Raw genomic sequence first — 16,708 nt, forward strand, 5'->3', positions numbered from 1 at the left:
ACGTAAACTTAGGAACCGCCGTATACCGAACGGTACGTACGGTGGTGTGGGAGGTCGGCTACTCAACTAATGGGTAGCCTCCTACCCGATTTGTTCAATCTTATTTAGTGAAGCTTGGATCTTCGATATTCGTTGCAATCCAGCCGTCTTTCTCAATGAAGAGACGAACTGCGATAATCTCACGGTTATCCATCAATGTGAAGAAGTGCGCTCTGTTCTCAGGAACGGAGATAACATCGCCAGCTTCGAGTTCAACGTCGAAATAGCCTGTTTCTTCATCGCCTTTGATAATGAAGATGCCACGGCCAGATACGATGCCGCGAATTTCATCTTCTGTATGCGTGTGGATTTGCTCGAACTTCTTCAAGAGCTCCTCAATGTTAGGCGTCGCATCCGAGAGAGAGATGACGTCCCAGATTTGATAGCCGCGGCGCGCTGCGAGATCACGGATCTCACTATCGAACGTCGACAGGATAGTTTGCTTCTCTTCGTCGGAAAGAACGAATTTGTTATGCAGTTCAGCAGGAAGCTTGCTTGCATCCCAATGTTCATAAAGCACTTCTTGATTGTCTAGAAACGCGCGAACGTTCTCTTCGCCGGAGATGCGTTCGTTCGTGCTGCGAATACGAATTTCAGCCATCGTTCAATCCCTCTTTTCACTAAATCATGAATACCAATAGGAATAATTATAGAACAATTTGGTTGCCATGTCGACAGCACTCCCTTGTCCCTTCAAAAGGTTCTTTGCACTTGCGGTGAATTCTGGTAGAGTATAGGGAAATGATTTTTTTCGCGGAAAGGAAGGCATCCATGACGAAACCGACGATGAAAGAAATGCTCGAAAGACGCATTCTTATACTAGATGGTGCAATGGGAACGATGATTCAGCAGGCTGACCTCGGGCCGGAAGATTTTGGCGGCGAGGAGCTCGACGGCTGTAACGAAATGCTCGTTCTGACGCGTCCTGATGTCATTCAAGGCATTCATGAAGCTTACTTGGAAGCCGGCGCAGATATCCTCGAGACGAACACGTTCGGCGCGACGGCCGTCGTACTGGCGGAATATGATATTCCGGAGAAAGCACGGGAAATCAACCTTGCGGCAGCGAAGCTGGCACGCGCGGCTGCAGATAAATTCTCGACGGCGGACAAGCCCCGTTATGTCGCTGGCGCGCTTGGCCCAACGACAAAGACGTTGTCCGTAACAGGCGGAGTCACGTTCGATCAGCTCGTAGAGGACTATTTTGAGCAAACTGTTGCCTTGATCGAAGGCGGCGTCGATGCGCTTCTTCTGGAAACTTCACAAGATACGCTGAACGTAAAAGCAGGTACCATCGGTATCCATAAAGCATACGAAGCGACCGGCGTAACGCTGCCGTTGATGATCTCCGGTACGATCGAACCGATGGGAACGACGCTTGCAGGTCAGAACATCGAGTCCTTCTATATTTCACTCGAGCATATGAATCCGATCTCCATTGGACTTAACTGTGCGACAGGTCCGGAGTTCATGCGTGATCATATTCGTACGCTGTCTGGAATTGCTCGCTCGGCGATCAGCTGTTACCCGAATGCAGGCTTGCCGGACGAGAACGGCAATTACCATGAATCGCCGCAATCGCTGGCGAAGAAGGTGGCTGATTTTGCCGAGCAAGGCTGGCTGAACATTGCCGGCGGCTGCTGCGGTACGACGCCTGCACATATTCGTGCGCTCGCTGAGACACTCGCAAACTATGCGCCGCGTACGAAGATGGGCGATCATCCGCCGGCAGTTTCCGGTATCGAGACGGTTTACATCGAAGAAGATAACCGTCCGATTATGATCGGCGAGCGTACGAACATCTCCGGTTCGCGGAAATTCAAGCGTCTCATTAAAGAAGAGAAATTCGATGAAGCATCGGAGATCGCCCGTGCGCAAGTGAAGGGCGGCGCGCATGTCATCGATATTAACTTGCAGGATACCGATATCGACGAGTCGTATGCCGTGCACAAGTTCCTGCCTGAAGTCGTAAAGAAGATCAAAGTGCCGCTCATGCTCGACTCGACATACGATCATATCATCGAGTTGGGGCTCAAATATTCGCAAGGCAAAGCAATCATTAACTCCATTAACCTTGAAGACGGCGAGACGAAGTTTGAGAAAATTTTGCCGCTTATTCATCGTTACGGTGCGGCTGTCGTCTGTATCCTCATCGACGAGCGCGGACAAGCCGTGTCGCGTGAAGCGAAGATGGAAGTGGCGACTCGCTCGTATGAGCTGCTCACCGAGAAGTATGGGATGAACCCGGAAGATATTATTTTCGACCCGAACATGTTCCCAGTCGGCTCTGGTGATCCGCAGTACATCGGTTCTGCGGTAGAGACGATCGAAGGCATTAAGATGATCAAAGCGAAGTACCCGAGAGCGAAGACGATTCTTGGTCTCAGTAACATCTCCTTCGGCTTGCCGGATGCTGGCCGTGAAGTGCTGAACTCGGTGTATCTCTACCATACGACCAAAGCGGGTCTTGATTACGCGATCGTAAATACAGAGAAGCTGGAGCGTTACGCGTCCATTCCAGAAGATGAGCGCAAGCTGGCGGAAGATCTCATCTACAATACGAACGATGAGACATTGGCGGCATTCGTCGCGGCATTCCGCGAGAAGAAGGTCGAGAAGAAAGAGAAAGTCTCGAATCTGACGCTTGAAGAGCGGCTTGCTTCTTATATCGTAGAGGGTACGAAGGAAGGCCTGTACGTCGATCTCGACGAAGCGCTGACCAAGTACGCGCCGCTCGATATTATTAACGGACCGCTGATGAAAGGAATGGAAGAGGTCGGCCGCCTGTTCAATAACAACGAGCTGATCGTTGCGGAAGTTCTCCAGAGTGCCGAGGTCATGAAGGCATCGGTTACGCATCTGGAGCCGCACATGGAGAAAGCGGAGTCCGCGGTCAAAGGAAAAATCATGCTCGCGACAGTTAAGGGCGACGTGCATGACATCGGCAAAAACCTGGTCGAGATCATCCTTTCCAACAATGGCTACAAGATCATTAACCTCGGCATAAAAGTACCGCCTGAACAGCTGATTGAAGCATATCGAAAAGAGCCTGTTGATGCGATTGGCTTGTCCGGTCTCCTTGTTAAATCTGCACAACAGATGGTGCTGACTGCACAGGATTTGCGTAATGCCGGCATCAGTGCACCGATTCTCGTCGGCGGCGCGGCGCTAACGCGTAAATTCACGAAGAACCGGATCGGCCCTGAGTATGACGGCCTCGTGTTGTATGCGAAGGATGCGATGGACGGTCTTGATATCGCGAACAAGCTGATGAATCCAGACTCTCGCCGCGACTATGAGGAAGAGATGGCCGCGTTCAAAGCTTCCGGAGGCGCCTACGAGGAAGAGAAGAAGCCGCTGCCTGAGCTGACTCGCGCGGTGAAATCGTCCATTAACCAAGATGCGCCGGTATATATACCGCCGGATACGGACCGTCACGTACTTCGGAACGTGCCGATTCCGCACATCGTTCCATATGTGAACATGCAGATGCTGCTCGGCCACCATCTTGGCTTGAAGGGCAATGTCGATCAACTGCTTGCGGAAGGCAATGAGAAAGCGGTCAACCTGAAGGAAACGGTTGACGGTCTGCTAGCGGATGCTGCGCGAGGATTGCTGCAAGCGCACGGCATGTACCGCTTCTTCCCGGCGCAATCGTCGGGAAATGATATCATTATCTATGATCCGAAGAAGCCAGGCGTAGAGATCAAGCGCTTCTCCTTCCCGAGACAGCAGGTTGAACCATACCTCTGTCTGGCGGATTACTTGAAGTCGGTTGAGAGCGGCGTTATGGATTACGTTGGCTTCCTTGTCGTTACGGCTGGTGCAGGCGTACGCGAGAAAGCGACTGAGCTCAAAGACAACGGCGATTACTTGCGTTCACATGCGCTGCAATCGGTCGCGCTCGAAGTAGCAGAAGCGATGGCAGAGCGTGTCCACCACCTGATGCGCGATACGTGGGGCTTCCCGGATTCGCCGGAAATGACGATGAAGCAGCGTCACGGCGCGCGTTACCAAGGCATTCGCGTTTCCTTCGGCTATCCGGCTTGTCCGAATCTCGAAGATCAGCAGCCGCTGTTCGAGCTTATGCAGCCGGAAGATATCGGCGTACAGCTGACTGAAGGATTCATGATGGAGCCTGAAGCTTCGGTATCGGCGATGGTGTTCGCGCACCCGCAAGCGCAGTATTTCAACGTTGATAAAGCATAGCTAAATAGACTTCCATACCCTCCGAAAACAACGGTTTAAACCGAGTTTCCGGAGGGTATTGTTATAGGTGATGATTGGAGGGAACAAGAAGTGAAGCTTACGTTTCTTGGAACGAGCGCAGGCCGTCCAACGAAGACGCGTAATGTGACGTCGCTGGCATTGTCACTGCCTGAGCCGTTTTGCGGCTTCTGGCTGTTTGATACAGGGGAAGGGACACAGCATCGCCTGCTCGCAAGCGGGCTGAAGCTGAACAAGCTGGAGCGAATATTCATCACGCATATGCACGGCGATCACTTGTACGGCTTGCCGGGACTGCTCAGCAGCCGTTCTTACTTCGAAGGAGCGGGACCGCTGCAGATATATGGGCCAGTAGGGCTGAAAGCCTATCTTGATGTTATTTTCCACACTAGCGGTGTGCATTTGGGTTATGAGCTTGAAGTTATTGAAATTCAAGAAGGCGTCGTGGTTGAGGACAGCCGATTCACGATAGAAGCTGCTCCGCTGGAGCATCGCATGCCTTGCTTCGGTTATCGAATTACAGAGAAGTCGCAGCAAGGACAGCTTAACCTTACGCGGCTTGCTGAGCTTGGAGTCAAGCCGGGGCCACAGTACGGCAAATTGAAGCGTGGAGAAGACATTATGCTCGAGGATGGAACGCACATTTGCTCTGCTGAAGTAGTAGGACCTCCGATTGCTGGTCGGGTGATCACCATTCTCGGCGATACGAAGCCATGCGAGAATGCCGTTGTACTGGCACGCGATGCGGATCTGGTCGTTCATGAGGCGACATTCGCCGGCGGCATGGAGGAGAAAGCGGAGGCATACGGTCACTCGACGATGACCCAAGCGGCAGAGATGGCGCGCAAAGCTGGCGCGAAGCGGCTTATCGTAACCCATTTCAGCTCGCGCTACGACGACGAAGCCGTCGCGGATATGATTGAAGATGCGAAGCAGCTGTTCCCGAACATTGAGCCGGCGTTGGATTTTGCAGAGTTTGTCGTGAAACGGTAATGCACGCAGCAGATGCTCAAAACCATTTTGCTTACAAAATCATCATGATTCCCAAATCATCTCTTTACAGTCCGCTGTTACGCTAATTGCGGAAAGCACTATAGCGCAGACTTGCGAAGGGATGATGGTGAATGGATACTGGAAGTCATCTGCTGTTTGGCACCACGTTAGCTGGACTCTCTTTACTGGATCCGACGGTTAGCGCACATCCTGATCTGCTTTATGCGGTATTGGCCGCGACGCTGCTTGGCAGCCACGCTCCAGATTTTGATGCGGTTATGCGACTGAAGGGCGGGTCAGCGTACATTCGCAACCATCGCGGATTGACGCACACACTGCCTGCACCACTGGTTTGGGCGCCGGTTATCGGTTTGCCGATTGCTTGGTTGTTTGGGGTGATGGAGTGGAGCTGGATCGTAATGCTCTGGGCTTTCATCGCGGTCTGCTTCCATATTACGCTCGATCTGTTCAATGCCTACGGGGTGCAATGCATGCGGCCGTTCACTAAGCGCTGGCTCCATCTCGATGTGCTGCCCTTGTTCGATCCGTATATGTTCGGGGCCCATTCGGCAGCCGTTCTGCTCTGGATTACGGGGGCTGTGCCTGACCCAGCAAGAATGTTCCTCGTCATCTACGCTCTGACGCTGATCTACATGCAATGGCGGCTTCTCATCTCCCGCTCGGTCATCCGAAGCTTGTGCACCACATACGGCGCGGAGCAGGAACAAATTACGTTAACGCCATCCTTGTTCGGTACGACGTGGCAGTTCGTCATCGATAATGGCGATTCTTTTATAAAAGGCAATATGAACCGCACCGTCATCCATGAAGAGGAGCGGCTGTACAAGAGAAATCCGGAACGTCTTGCGGCTGCAGCGGAAGCGACGATTGAAGTAGACGGCGTGCAGGCATTTCACAATCTTGCAGCTTGTATCCACGTGAATGTTGAGGAGGATCCGGAAGGCTACCTCGTTACTTGGAGCGATGTCCGGTTCTGGCACAAGAAGCATTTTCCGTTTACGGCTGCAGTTAGGCTGGATCGGAATCTTAACGTCATTAATGAACGGGTTGGGTGGAACAAAAAAATGTGGGAGCCGCCGTTCGTTTAAAAGTTAACCGTAAAGCCGTCTTTGTTTGTCCGGTTGGGCAGACGAAGACGGTTTTTTCCGTTATATGCCGATAGAAAGCCGTTATATAGTCGAATGAATTGCTCCGTGGCAAAGGTTTCCTAATTGCAGACCGAACATGCATTCTGTACAATGGAAGAATAGCAATCATAGAGCGGATTCGTTCTGATAGGGAGTGACCATTTCATATGCTGCGAAAGAAGAATCTTTCCGAGCTCGTACAACAATTAAGATCCAACGAAAATGTCATCAACTGGCACGAAGTTGAACCTATAGAAGCCAAAACAAATCCGATACCCGAAAGTGTAGATGCTAGGATCAAAGCAGCCCTGGCCAAGAGAGGGATCCTACAGTTATACAGCCACCAGCATACCGCCTTCGAAACGATCCGCAAGGGCGAAAATGTCGTAGCCGTAACACCTACAGCATCGGGGAAAACACTATGTTATAACCTGCCTGTGCTGCAGACAATAGCTGAGGATGATGCCAGCCGAGCTCTATATCTATTTCCTACGAAGGCGCTCGCACAGGATCAGAAAAGCGATTTAAACGAAATTATCGAGGAAATGGGAATCGATATCAAGAGCTTTACATACGACGGCGATACTTCCCCAGCCATTCGGCAGATCGTCAAGAACGTTGGACATATCGTAATCACGAACCCGGACATGCTGCATTCCGCTATTTTGCCGCATCATACGAAATGGGTTAGCCTTTTTAGCAATCTTAAATATATCGTCATAGATGAACTGCATACGTACAGAGGAGTATTCGGCAGCCATGTCGCTAACGTCATCCGCAGATTACAACGAATCTGCAAGTTTTACGGCAGCAATCCGCTGTTTATCTGCACTTCAGCGACGATCGCGAACCCAAGAGAGCTAGCAGAGCAGCTTACAGGGAAGCCAATGCGTCTTATCGATGACAACGGCGCGCCAAGGGGGAGAAAGCACTTCGTATTCTACAACCCGCCGATCGTCAATAAGCCATTGAACCTTCGGAAAAGCGCGACGGTTGAAGTCAATCAGCTAGCAAGAGAGTTTCTAGCCAATAAGGTACAGACGATTGTTTTTGCCCGCAGCAGGGTGAGAGTTGAACTTATTTTAAGTCATTTGCAGGAACTCGTGAAAAATGAACTAGGAACGAAATCCATCCGCGGTTATCGAGGTGGCTACTTGCCAAACCAGCGCCGAGAGATTGAGCGGGGCCTGCGGAACGGGGATATATTAGGCGTCGTAAGTACGAACGCGCTCGAATTAGGCGTAGATATCGGGCAGCTTCAGGTTTGCATTATGTCAGGATATCCGGGCAGCGTTGCGAGTACGTGGCAGCAAGCAGGCCGCGCCGGGCGGCGTCACGGCGAAGCGCTTGTCGTTATGGTCGCGAGCAATACGCCGATTGACCAGTACGTCGTCCAGAATCCCGAGTACTTCTTCGAACGGTCACCGGAATCAGCGCGTATTAACCCGGAGAATTTGTTAATCCTGGTCGACCATATGCGATGCGCAGCGTACGAGCTTCCCTTTAAGAAAGGGGAGGAATTCGGACCGATGGAGATCGTGGATATCTTGGATATCTTGGAGTACCTCGTCGAAGAGCGGGTGCTTACTCAAGCTGGAGATACGTTCTACTGGGCGAATCAATCCTTCCCGGCTAACGATGTCAGCCTTCGATCTGCAGCGCAAGAAAACGTAGTTATTATCGACCAGTCGGACGTTGCGAACGTGAAGATTATCGGCGAAATGGACCGATTCAGCGCGATGACCCTGTTGCATGATGAAGCTATCTATTTGCATGAAGGCGTACAGTTCCAAGTAGAGAAGCTGGACTGGGAACACAAGAAGGCTTACGTAAGAGAGGTCGATGTAGAGTACTACACTGACGCGAACTTAGCCGTGAAGCTGAAAGTGTTATCAATCGACCGTACCGTGGCCAGAGGAACGACGTCCATCAATCAAGGCGACGCGGCTGTGAATGTAATGGCAACGATGTTCAAAAAAATCCGTTTGTCGAGCTTCGAGAACATTGGGTATGGGCCCATTAAGCTTCCGGAAGAAGAGCTGCATACGAGTGCGACTTGGATCGAGGTGAAGGAAGTGGACCCAACCATACAAACCAAAACGCTTGAACAGCTCCTTATGGGGATATCCAATGTAATCAGACATATCGTACCCATTCATGTCATGTGCGATCGTAACGACATTCACGTCGTTTCCCAGATCCGGGCAGAGCATTCGCAGCTGCCGACGATCTTCATATACGATCATTACCCAGGCGGTATCGGGTTAGCAGAAGATGTCTTTAAGCGGTTCGATGAAATTAAATCAGCAGCAATCAACTTAGTTCGCCGCTGCCCGTGCGAAGATGGCTGCCCTTCATGTATCGGAACCGAGATAGAAGGGATTGGCGCGAAGAAACAATCCATTCAGTTAATGGAGGCGTTATAAGTGAGCGGACTTCGCGATAAGCTGCTTCGCATGCGCAGCAGTGCGGCCGCACAAGCCGAGCGGCTTGCAGGCATGGTTACTGCGGAAGAGAATGGTGAAACTGCGGCGCAGGGTGAATCGGCTGACGTTGCAGATGCTGCTGCTGCTAATGCTGCTAATGCTGCTAATGCTAATGCTAATGCTAATACTTTTGATGGACTGGATCAGGCTGCTTCCTCAGATTCTGGGTCCGTCGAGTCTGCTAATGGACTCTCGTCCGAATGGGAGGAGCTGAACGTTCGCCTCGTCGAGTCGACCGAAGGCAGCTTCCTCGTTCGCGAGAGCCGTTATCCGGTCATGCATCGGCATGGGATTCATCAGCTGGGGGAACTGGCAGATGTCCAGCAGCATCTGGACGTGTTTCGTAAACCGGAGCAGTCACAGATGGACTACTCGAACCTGCTCTTCCTCGATCTCGAGACGACGGGGCTCGGCGTGGGAACGGGGAACGTGCCTTTCATGGTAGGGCTTGCCTATCTGCAGGATGACGTCTTCGTCGTTGAACAGATGCTGATTCGCCATCCGGCTGAAGAGCGGGCGATGATCGGCTATTTGTGCAATTTGCTCCCTAGCTTCACGCATCTTGTTACGTATAACGGCCGCACTTTTGACTGGCCTGTTCTTCATAATCGATTTATATTAAACGGCTTTCGCAATTTCAAGTGGGAACCGATTCATGTAGATTTACTTCATCCATCACGCTCGATTTGGCGCAACACGCTTGTTTCCTGCAAGCTCAGCCACGTCGAGGAAGAGCGTCTGGGTATTACGCGCGAGGATGATGTGCCGGGATCGCTAGCGCCGGCGATTTATTTTCAATTTCTCGCAGATAGCAACCCGAAGCCATTGCTCGGCGTATTCCAGCACAACGAAATCGATATGCTTTCGCTTGCTGCACTCGCTATCCGGTTCGGTCATCTGCTAGGAGGCGGACTTGGCGAGCAGGTCGCCATTCCAATCGAAGCAGAAGAGCTGCTGCGCACTGGTCTATGGCTGGAGCGAATGGGGAAGACGGAGTTGGCAGAGCCGCTATATACGCTGCTTGAAGATCATCCTCGAATATCGCCGAAATGCTTGTGCATGCTCGCGGAGCGGGACAAGAAATGTGGAAATTGGGAGCGTGCTGTGTTATTGTGGCAGAAGGCTGTGCAAGATGCAGAAGCTGCCAATTGGCCGGATTACGAAGCGCATATCGAGCTCGCGATGTATTACGAGCATCGGACGAAGGCGCTTCATATGGCGCTCACGCTAGCGGAGGAAGCGCATTCGATCGCTCTGCGGCGTCACACTGTGCTGCGCAGTGCTCAGAATAAGCGCAGAACGGAGCTTGAGCTCATTCGGAAACGGATCGACCGATTGAATAGCAAGCTGCAGAAGTGGAATCGACTTGAACACGTAGAGTAGGAGTGGACGAATATGAGCGTTAAGCAAGCGCTTCGCGGTCTGCTCATTGATTTGGACGGAACGCTGTACCATGGCGGCATAATGATTCCTGGCGCGGATGAGCTGATTGGGATGCTCCGTGAGCAGGAATTGAGCTATTTATTTGTAACGAATAATTCAACCGCAACGCCTGAGGTAGTGGCGGAGCGGCTTCAAGTGATGGGTATCCCTGCAAGCGCAGAGGATGTGTGTACTTCCGCGCAAGGAGCAGCCGCTTACATCGCGGGGCTGCAGCCGAGTGCTCGCGTGCATGTGATCGGTGAAACAGGCTTGCGCGCAGCGCTGGAAGCTGCGGGACTACAGCTGGTCGAGGAAGAGCCAGACATCGTCGTGCAAGGTATCGACCGTCAAATCACGTATGAGAAGCTCGCCAAAGCGGTGCAGTTCATTCGAGGCGGCGCGCAGTATATCCTTACGAACCCGGACCTGCTGCTTCCTTCTGAGCATGGTCTTATTCCTGGAGCGGGCTCAATCTCAGCATTGCTGCGGGCGGCGACAGGTATTACACCGACGGTCATCGGTAAGCCATCGAAGATATTGATGGATTTTGCGCTGGAGCGGATGGGGCTGGACGCAGGCGAGGCTTGGGTCATCGGAGATAACCCGGCTACGGATATCGCTGCAGGGCATGCCGCAGGCTGCCGATCGATCCTTGTTTTAACCGGGCTCGCAACGGGCGACAATTATAAAGAGCTGCTGGCATCCGCTGGCTGCGAAGCAGACGTCATTATCGATGACTTATGCCAATTAAAGCAGTACATTCGTGATCAGCTGGCTGCGAAACACATAGCGAGCGAGCGCCAATAGGAAGGAAGTTGTACGATGCCGGAATACCCGGAAATGGAACATTACCGCAAAATGCTGGCGGAGCGCATATCGGGTCAGCCGATTGTGAAGGTCGCCGTCACCAGGGAGAAATCGATCAACGTACCCGTGGAGACATTCGAACAGGAGCTGATCGGCCGTACGGTCTGGTTCGTCGAGCGCCGCGGCAAAATGCTTCTCTTCCACCTCGATAACGGGAAACGGCTGCTGCTGCATCTCATGCTTGGCGGCACTATCCGCTATGAATCGAATATTCCGCAGGATGACGGAACGATGCCGGAGCGTGCAGATCGCTCTGTGCAAGTGACGATCGGCTTCCCGCTTGGCGATCTTTGCTTCATCGGGCTGCGATTAGGCTACTTGCATCTGCTATCCGTGAAGGAAGCGAATGCAAGGCTGGCTGACCTCGGACCTGAACCCTTTGATAAGTGGCTGACATTGCCGAAGTTCATTGAGCGGTTCAAAGGCAAGCGCGGATCGCTCAAGACGGCGTTCGTGGAGCAGCGCGTCATTGCAGGCATCGGCAACTGCTATGCTGACGAGATTGCTTTCGTAGCTGGCGTGAAGCCGGCTGCGCGAATTTCGGATATCGATTCCGAAACGTGGGAGCGGATCTACAATGCGATGCACAGCACGCTCGAGCGGGCAGTAGGCTATGGCGGCTATATGGAGCTGCCTCTGACCAACAATGACACGGTAACGGGCGGCTACAATGAGCATTGTCTTGTCTATGACCGCGGAGGCGAGCCATGTGTCAATTGCGGAACGCCGATTACGCAAGAGGAATTAAACTCGCGCAAAGTGTTCTACTGCAGCAATTGTCAGAAGGACAGGTAACATCGATGCGATACGGCTTTCATGTATCTACACGGGGCGGCTTCGCGCAAGCGGCTCGCAAAGTGCATCAGCTTGGCGCGAACGCTTATCAATATTTTCCGAAAAATCCGCGCAGCCTGGCTCACAAATCCGTTGACGTGAAGGATGGGGCGCGCTGTGCAGCATTTTGCCGGGAGCTTGGGATTGTGTCGATCGCACATTCTCCATATCCGACGAATGTTGCCGCAGAGGATGCGGACCATCGGGCGAATACGGTGCTGTCGCTGCTGAATGATCTCGAGATTGCGGAGTCGTGCGGCTCGCTCGGCGTCGTCGTTCATTTCGGCGTCTACAAAGGGCCGGACCCGCTGGAGGGCTACCGCAATGCCGTGCTGACACTGAGCGCGATAACTACGCAGTGGCATGGCAAAGCGAAGCTGCTCATAGAGAACCAGGCCGGCGATTCGACGTTCATGGGGACGACGATGGAGGAGCTGGCACAAGTCCGCAGCTTATGTGTCGATCCGCACAAAATCGGCTTTTGCCTCGATACATGCCATCTGTTTGCGAGCGGCGTGTGGGATGGCAGTCCGGATGCGGCATGGTTTCACAAAGCGAAGGAGCTAGGCGTGCTCGAGCATCTCGTAGCCGTGCATCTGAATGATTCCGTTTATCCAAGCGGAGAGAAGCGGGATCGTCATGCTCGAATCGGCGAGGGTTACATTGGTGAAGCGGGCTTGAGCTGGCTGCTGAAGCATCCGCTTATGGCGGACGTGCCGTTCGTGCTTGAAACGCCGTCAGACGCGGATGGTACGCATCGTCAGCAGCTTGAACGTACTCGGATTATGGGGGAGTAATGCGGGTTGATTAACGTGTATTTGGATGATTTCCGGCCATGCCCGAAAGGGTTCGTTCTTGCCAAGACGGCGGAGGAGTGCAAGCTGCTGCTGGAGCATGAAGATGTAGATATACTTTCGCTTGATTTCGATTTAGGCTGGGGACAGCCGACCGGTCTTGCCGTCGTACAGTATATCGTCGACTGCGGCCGGTATCCGCGTTCTTGTTATTTTCATACATCTAGTCCTGCTGGGCGTATGCAGATGATTCATTTGCTGACGCAGCATGCGCCTATACATATCAATATTCATCACGGCCCGATGCCGGGCTGAATGGCTTCGTACATATGGGGAGGGTATACTGTGAGTAGTATAATCGCATTGAGAGATATTACGTTCCGCCGTGGGGAACGGCAAATACTTAGCGGCGTTAATCTTCAGGTGAATAAAGGCGAGCATTGGGTTATCCTTGGCCGCAACGGCTGCGGGAAGACGACGCTGCTTGAAATGATGACAGGTTATCAGTTCCCAACCTCGGGTACGGTCGATGTACTCGGCAACCGCTTCGGCGAAGTCGATGTGCGTGAAGTGCGCAAGGAAGTCGGCTACATCAGCCAATCGGTTATTGAGAAGCTGACGATGCGCGACCCGGTCTGGGAAGTCGTCGCAACAGGTGAATACGCATTCCTGCGTTTCTACCAAACGATCGACGAAGAAGTCCGTCAGAAGGCGCTTCGTCTGCTTGATGAAGTTGGGCTGCTGCATACGGCAGAGCAGACTTTAGCAACACTATCCCAAGGTGAACGCAAAAAAGTGCTGCTCGCGCGTGCGCTCATGTCGAACCCGAAGATTCTAATCATGGACGAGCCTTGTGCAGGGCTTGACCTGTATGAACGCGAGAAGCTGCTGATCGATCTCGGCCGCTTAAGCAAACGAAATATTACCGTCATCTATGTGACGCATCATATGGAAGAAATCATCCCGCTGTTCTCGCATGTTGCACTCGTGCAGGATGGACAGATTCTATCCGCGGGACCGAAGAAGGAAGTGCTCAGCCCAGAGTGGCTCAGCCGCGCCTACGATTGGCCGGTTGAAGTGGAATGGGCCGATGACCGCCCGTGGATTCGGGCATTACCAGGAGGCATTGTGAAGTGAGTCATTGGATAGGTACGGCGAATCACGGCTTTGCATCGCTCGCGATGGAAGAGCTGCGGAGGTTCGTTAACGGCATTAAATTTACCCAGCTGATCGCTGGTGAAGTATTCAAAATGGAAGTACCGCTAAGTCGCGAAGAGCTGCTCGACCTTATTCAGAAGAATGAGCCGATCTTCTTGCGTCATATTCAGCACATCGAACGCGCTTTGCCGATTACGAGCAGCGCGGATGATTTGCAGGCTCTCTCTGAGCTTGTTCGCAATGCGCGTTCGCGAGTGGAGGACCACACGGTCGCGGTTCATCTCCGCCGCGTGGAGAAATCGCCGTTCATGTATTCCGCTGCCGATACGAAGTCGGTGTTGGATGCCGTGCTGATGGAGCTCGGCGCAGAGACGGTTATGCAGTCGCCGGACCTGATTCTCTCGATCTTCGCGGGATCAGAGGAGCTGTACGTAGGCTGGGGTACACCAGCTGAGCAGCTGTCCGACTGGCCGGGAGGCGCTGTTCGCTTCCAGCGCGAAGAGGGACAAATTTCCCGCGCGAAATTCAAGCTGCTCGAAGCGGAGCGCGCCTTCAAGCTGTACTTCGAGACCTTCCGCGAAGCGATCGATATCGGCGCAGCGCCTGGCGGCTGGACACAGCTGCTGCTCGAGCGCGGACTGCGCGTGACGTCCATCGATCCGGCTGAGCTGCATCCGTCGCTGTCGGCTTATCCTCGTCTGACCGCGATGAAGAAGAACGCGTCGGATGTGAAATTTGCCCCGGGGACATTCGATCTGCTCGTCTGCGACATGAGCTGGAGCCCGATGCAGATGGCGAAGCTCGTGCTGGAGAAGACGGACGCGCTGACCGAAGGCGCAACGGCGATCATCACGCTGAAGCTGATGCATAAGAAGCCGCTGCAAACGATCCGCGACGTCGTTGAGCGACTTGGAAGCAGCTTCGAGCTGAAGCGAGCGAAGCAATTGTTCCACAATCGCGACGAAATTACGTTATACTTGGTGAAGAAGTAAGCTCGCGTTTCAACTGAATACAAAATTGGGAAAGCATCCCGACTGAACGGTCTGTATGGCAGACGTTCTTTCGGGGTGCTTTTTATTTTGCCATAGGAGGCTGATTACGTGGATCGTGACAAACTGAGTGAGCAGATGGGACAAAGTATCGAGCCTGGCGTCATTGTTGGCGGGAGGTATCGTGTCATAGGACGCATCGGGCGTGGAGGGATGGGGGAAGTGTATGCGGCTGAGGATATTCGGCTGCAGGGGAAGCTTCGAGCAGTGAAACGGATCCGTATAGATGCCCGTTACACATCTCGAAGTGACGAGGAAGCAGGACTGCTCATGCGTCTGAACCATCCGCATTTGCCGCTCATTATCGATTATTTCCCGCCGGATCAGCAGGGCTATGAGCTGCTGGTCATGGATTATATTGAAGGCATGACGCTGCAGTCTTATTTGAGGGAGAATGATGGCGTCATTCCGCCGGCTCGTGCGGTGGATATCGGGATGCAGTTAGCAGATGCGCTTCATTACTTGCATACGAGGAATCCGGTCATTATCCATCGTGACTTGAAGCCTACGAACGTAATGATTGACCGAGATGGGTTCGTACGCCTCATTGATTTCGGCATCGCTCGGGAATACAAGCCTGGGCAGGAGCAGGATACAGTGCAGCTTGGGACGCCGGGTTTCTCCGCGCCGGAGCAGGAGGGGGACCAGCAGAGTGACGTCCGAACCGATGTGTTCGGTTTAGGGGCGCTGCTCTACTACTTGATGAGCGGTGGAAGGAAAGTGGTGAGTCATGCGGGCTCATCGACGGTTCCAGGAAAAATGCAGCTCTCGCATGTACCGAAAGAACTAGCAGCAGTGATCAGCAGGATGATCGAGGCCTACCCAAGCTCGAGGTACAGCACGATTATTGAGGCGCGAAACGCGCTTGCGCAGAGCATCAAGGCGCAGCCAGCTATGGGCGAAATCCGACTCGATTCAAAGCCGGCCCGAAAGCAGAGCATTATCGTCGCATCGCTATCTCCAGGGGCAGGAGCGACTTTCGTCACGTTGACGCTTGCTTATTTGCTGCAGTCGTCGAAACAGGCTTCATCTGCAGCGATCGAGCACCCGGAGTTAGAGCCGGAATGGCATGCGTTATTACCGCAGACTGCCAAACAGCAGACCGCCGCGCTCACAGTGCCGATGTACCGCAGTTTCAGCTCACCCGGCTCACAGCACGTTCAATGGTATTTGCTTGATCCTTCCTTCAAAATACAGCAGAATCTCGATTGGGCTATGCAGTACAAGCTGCTCTGTACATCCATTCAGGCGCCGATTCAGCTTACCGATGTCTCCAGTAAGTGGGCTGCGCAAAGCTCATCTCCTCCTGATCTGGAATTATCGCTGATCAACTGCGACATGCTCCTGTTCGTCGTCGATCCAACGGTATCGAAATGGTCGATTCAACGCATGAAAGCAGCTGAGCGGATCATCTACGAGCGTGATCAAGCAGGCAAAGAGACGCACTGGATCGCGAACAAAGCGATGCAGTTCCGTTACCACAGGGAATGGATCAGCGCCATCCCGAAGAAGCCGCTCTGCGAAATTCCGCTCCTTCCGGCTGAAGAATGGATGCAGCAGCAATGGTCGGGGGCATGGGCGACGGCGAACAGGAGCTGGCTGCCTCAGCTGGAGCGTGCTTTTCGCCCGCTGCTTGCACGGATCGACAAGGGTTGCTAATGCTTGCATTGGCTGACCTGCTTCTTTATGAT

13 protein-coding genes are annotated in these 16,708 nt (G+C 53.0%); 12 read left to right on the plus strand and 1 reads right to left on the minus strand.

The genetic code is table 11. The annotated features are described in order from the left end of the window. Window positions 1–100 precede the first annotated feature (100 nt). Window positions 101–640 (minus strand): cupin domain-containing protein, encoded by a 540-nt coding sequence (locus A8990_RS17920; protein ID WP_116190415.1) that lies wholly within the window; start codon window positions 638–640, stop codon window positions 101–103. Between the two features lie 170 nt (window positions 641–810). Between A8990_RS17920 and metH the strand changes: the two genes are divergently transcribed. From metH to A8990_RS17980, 12 genes are all read left to right on the plus strand, one after another. Further along, window positions 811–4,248, plus strand: coding sequence for a methionine synthase (metH, locus tag A8990_RS17925; RefSeq protein WP_116190416.1), 3,438 nt, complete (start codon window positions 811–813; stop codon window positions 4,246–4,248). A 90-nt stretch (window positions 4,249–4,338) separates the two neighbouring features. Continuing rightward, entirely contained in the window at window positions 4,339–5,259 is a 921-nt protein-coding gene (rnz, locus tag A8990_RS17930) for a ribonuclease Z (protein ID WP_116190417.1), read from the plus strand. A gap of 131 nt (window positions 5,260–5,390) precedes the next feature. After that, window positions 5,391–6,368 carry a metal-dependent hydrolase gene (locus A8990_RS17935; RefSeq protein ID WP_116190418.1) on the plus strand — a complete coding sequence of 326 codons (978 nt, stop codon included), beginning with the start codon at window positions 5,391–5,393 and terminating at the stop codon, window positions 6,366–6,368. A gap of 209 nt (window positions 6,369–6,577) precedes the next feature. Beyond that, the gene (locus A8990_RS17940) at window positions 6,578–8,833 is read left to right on the plus strand and encodes a DEAD/DEAH box helicase (protein WP_116190508.1); all 2,256 of its coding nucleotides are present in this window, start codon (window positions 6,578–6,580) and stop codon (window positions 8,831–8,833) included. Beyond that, window positions 8,834–10,276: a ribonuclease H-like domain-containing protein gene (locus A8990_RS17945; protein WP_116190419.1), complete on the plus strand. Its 1,443-nt coding sequence runs from the start codon at window positions 8,834–8,836 to the stop codon at window positions 10,274–10,276. A 12-nt stretch (window positions 10,277–10,288) separates the two neighbouring features. Then, complete coding sequence (locus A8990_RS17950; RefSeq protein WP_116190420.1) at window positions 10,289–11,122, plus strand: TIGR01457 family HAD-type hydrolase; 834 nt, start codon at window positions 10,289–10,291, stop codon at window positions 11,120–11,122. Between the two features lie 15 nt (window positions 11,123–11,137). Continuing rightward, window positions 11,138–11,977, plus strand: a complete 840-nt coding sequence (locus tag A8990_RS17955) for an Fpg/Nei family DNA glycosylase (protein ID WP_116190421.1) — start codon at window positions 11,138–11,140, stop codon at window positions 11,975–11,977. A 5-nt stretch (window positions 11,978–11,982) separates the two neighbouring features. After that, window positions 11,983–12,813 (plus strand): deoxyribonuclease IV, encoded by an 831-nt coding sequence (locus tag A8990_RS17960; protein WP_116190422.1) that lies wholly within the window; start codon window positions 11,983–11,985, stop codon window positions 12,811–12,813. A gap of 15 nt (window positions 12,814–12,828) precedes the next feature. Then, window positions 12,829–13,125 (plus strand): cyclic-phosphate processing receiver domain-containing protein, encoded by a 297-nt coding sequence (locus A8990_RS17965; protein ID WP_425463918.1) that lies wholly within the window; start codon window positions 12,829–12,831, stop codon window positions 13,123–13,125. A 39-nt stretch (window positions 13,126–13,164) separates the two neighbouring features. Then, window positions 13,165–13,947, plus strand: coding sequence for an ABC transporter ATP-binding protein (locus A8990_RS17970; protein WP_181909655.1), 783 nt, complete (start codon window positions 13,165–13,167; stop codon window positions 13,945–13,947). After that, window positions 13,944–14,960 (plus strand): SAM-dependent methyltransferase, encoded by a 1,017-nt coding sequence (locus A8990_RS17975; RefSeq protein ID WP_181909647.1) that lies wholly within the window; start codon window positions 13,944–13,946, stop codon window positions 14,958–14,960. The genes A8990_RS17970 and A8990_RS17975 overlap by 4 nt, the downstream gene beginning before the upstream one ends. A 108-nt stretch (window positions 14,961–15,068) precedes the next feature. Next, window positions 15,069–16,676, plus strand: coding sequence for a serine/threonine-protein kinase (locus A8990_RS17980; protein WP_116190425.1), 1,608 nt, complete (start codon window positions 15,069–15,071; stop codon window positions 16,674–16,676). Window positions 16,677–16,708 lie beyond the last annotated feature (32 nt).

It is taken from the genome of Paenibacillus taihuensis, assembly GCF_003386535.1.
Taxonomy (GTDB): Bacteria; Bacillota; Bacilli; order Paenibacillales; family Paenibacillaceae; genus Paenibacillus_Z; species Paenibacillus_Z taihuensis.

Excerpts from the sequence above, each read along its gene's own strand:
- A8990_RS17920 (WP_116190415.1), bottom strand. The coding sequence starts at position 640 with ATGGCTGAAATTCGTATTCGCAGCACGAACGAACGCATCTCCGGCGAA.
- metH (WP_116190416.1), top strand. The coding sequence starts at position 811 with ATGACGAAACCGACGATGAAAGAAATGCTCGAAAGACGCATTCTTATA.
- A8990_RS17935 (WP_116190418.1), top strand. The coding sequence starts at position 5,391 with ATGGATACTGGAAGTCATCTGCTGTTTGGCACCACGTTAGCTGGACTC.
- A8990_RS17950 (WP_116190420.1), top strand. The coding sequence starts at position 10,289 with ATGAGCGTTAAGCAAGCGCTTCGCGGTCTGCTCATTGATTTGGACGGA.
- A8990_RS17955 (WP_116190421.1), top strand. The coding sequence starts at position 11,138 with ATGCCGGAATACCCGGAAATGGAACATTACCGCAAAATGCTGGCGGAG.
- A8990_RS17960 (WP_116190422.1), top strand. The coding sequence starts at position 11,983 with ATGCGATACGGCTTTCATGTATCTACACGGGGCGGCTTCGCGCAAGCG.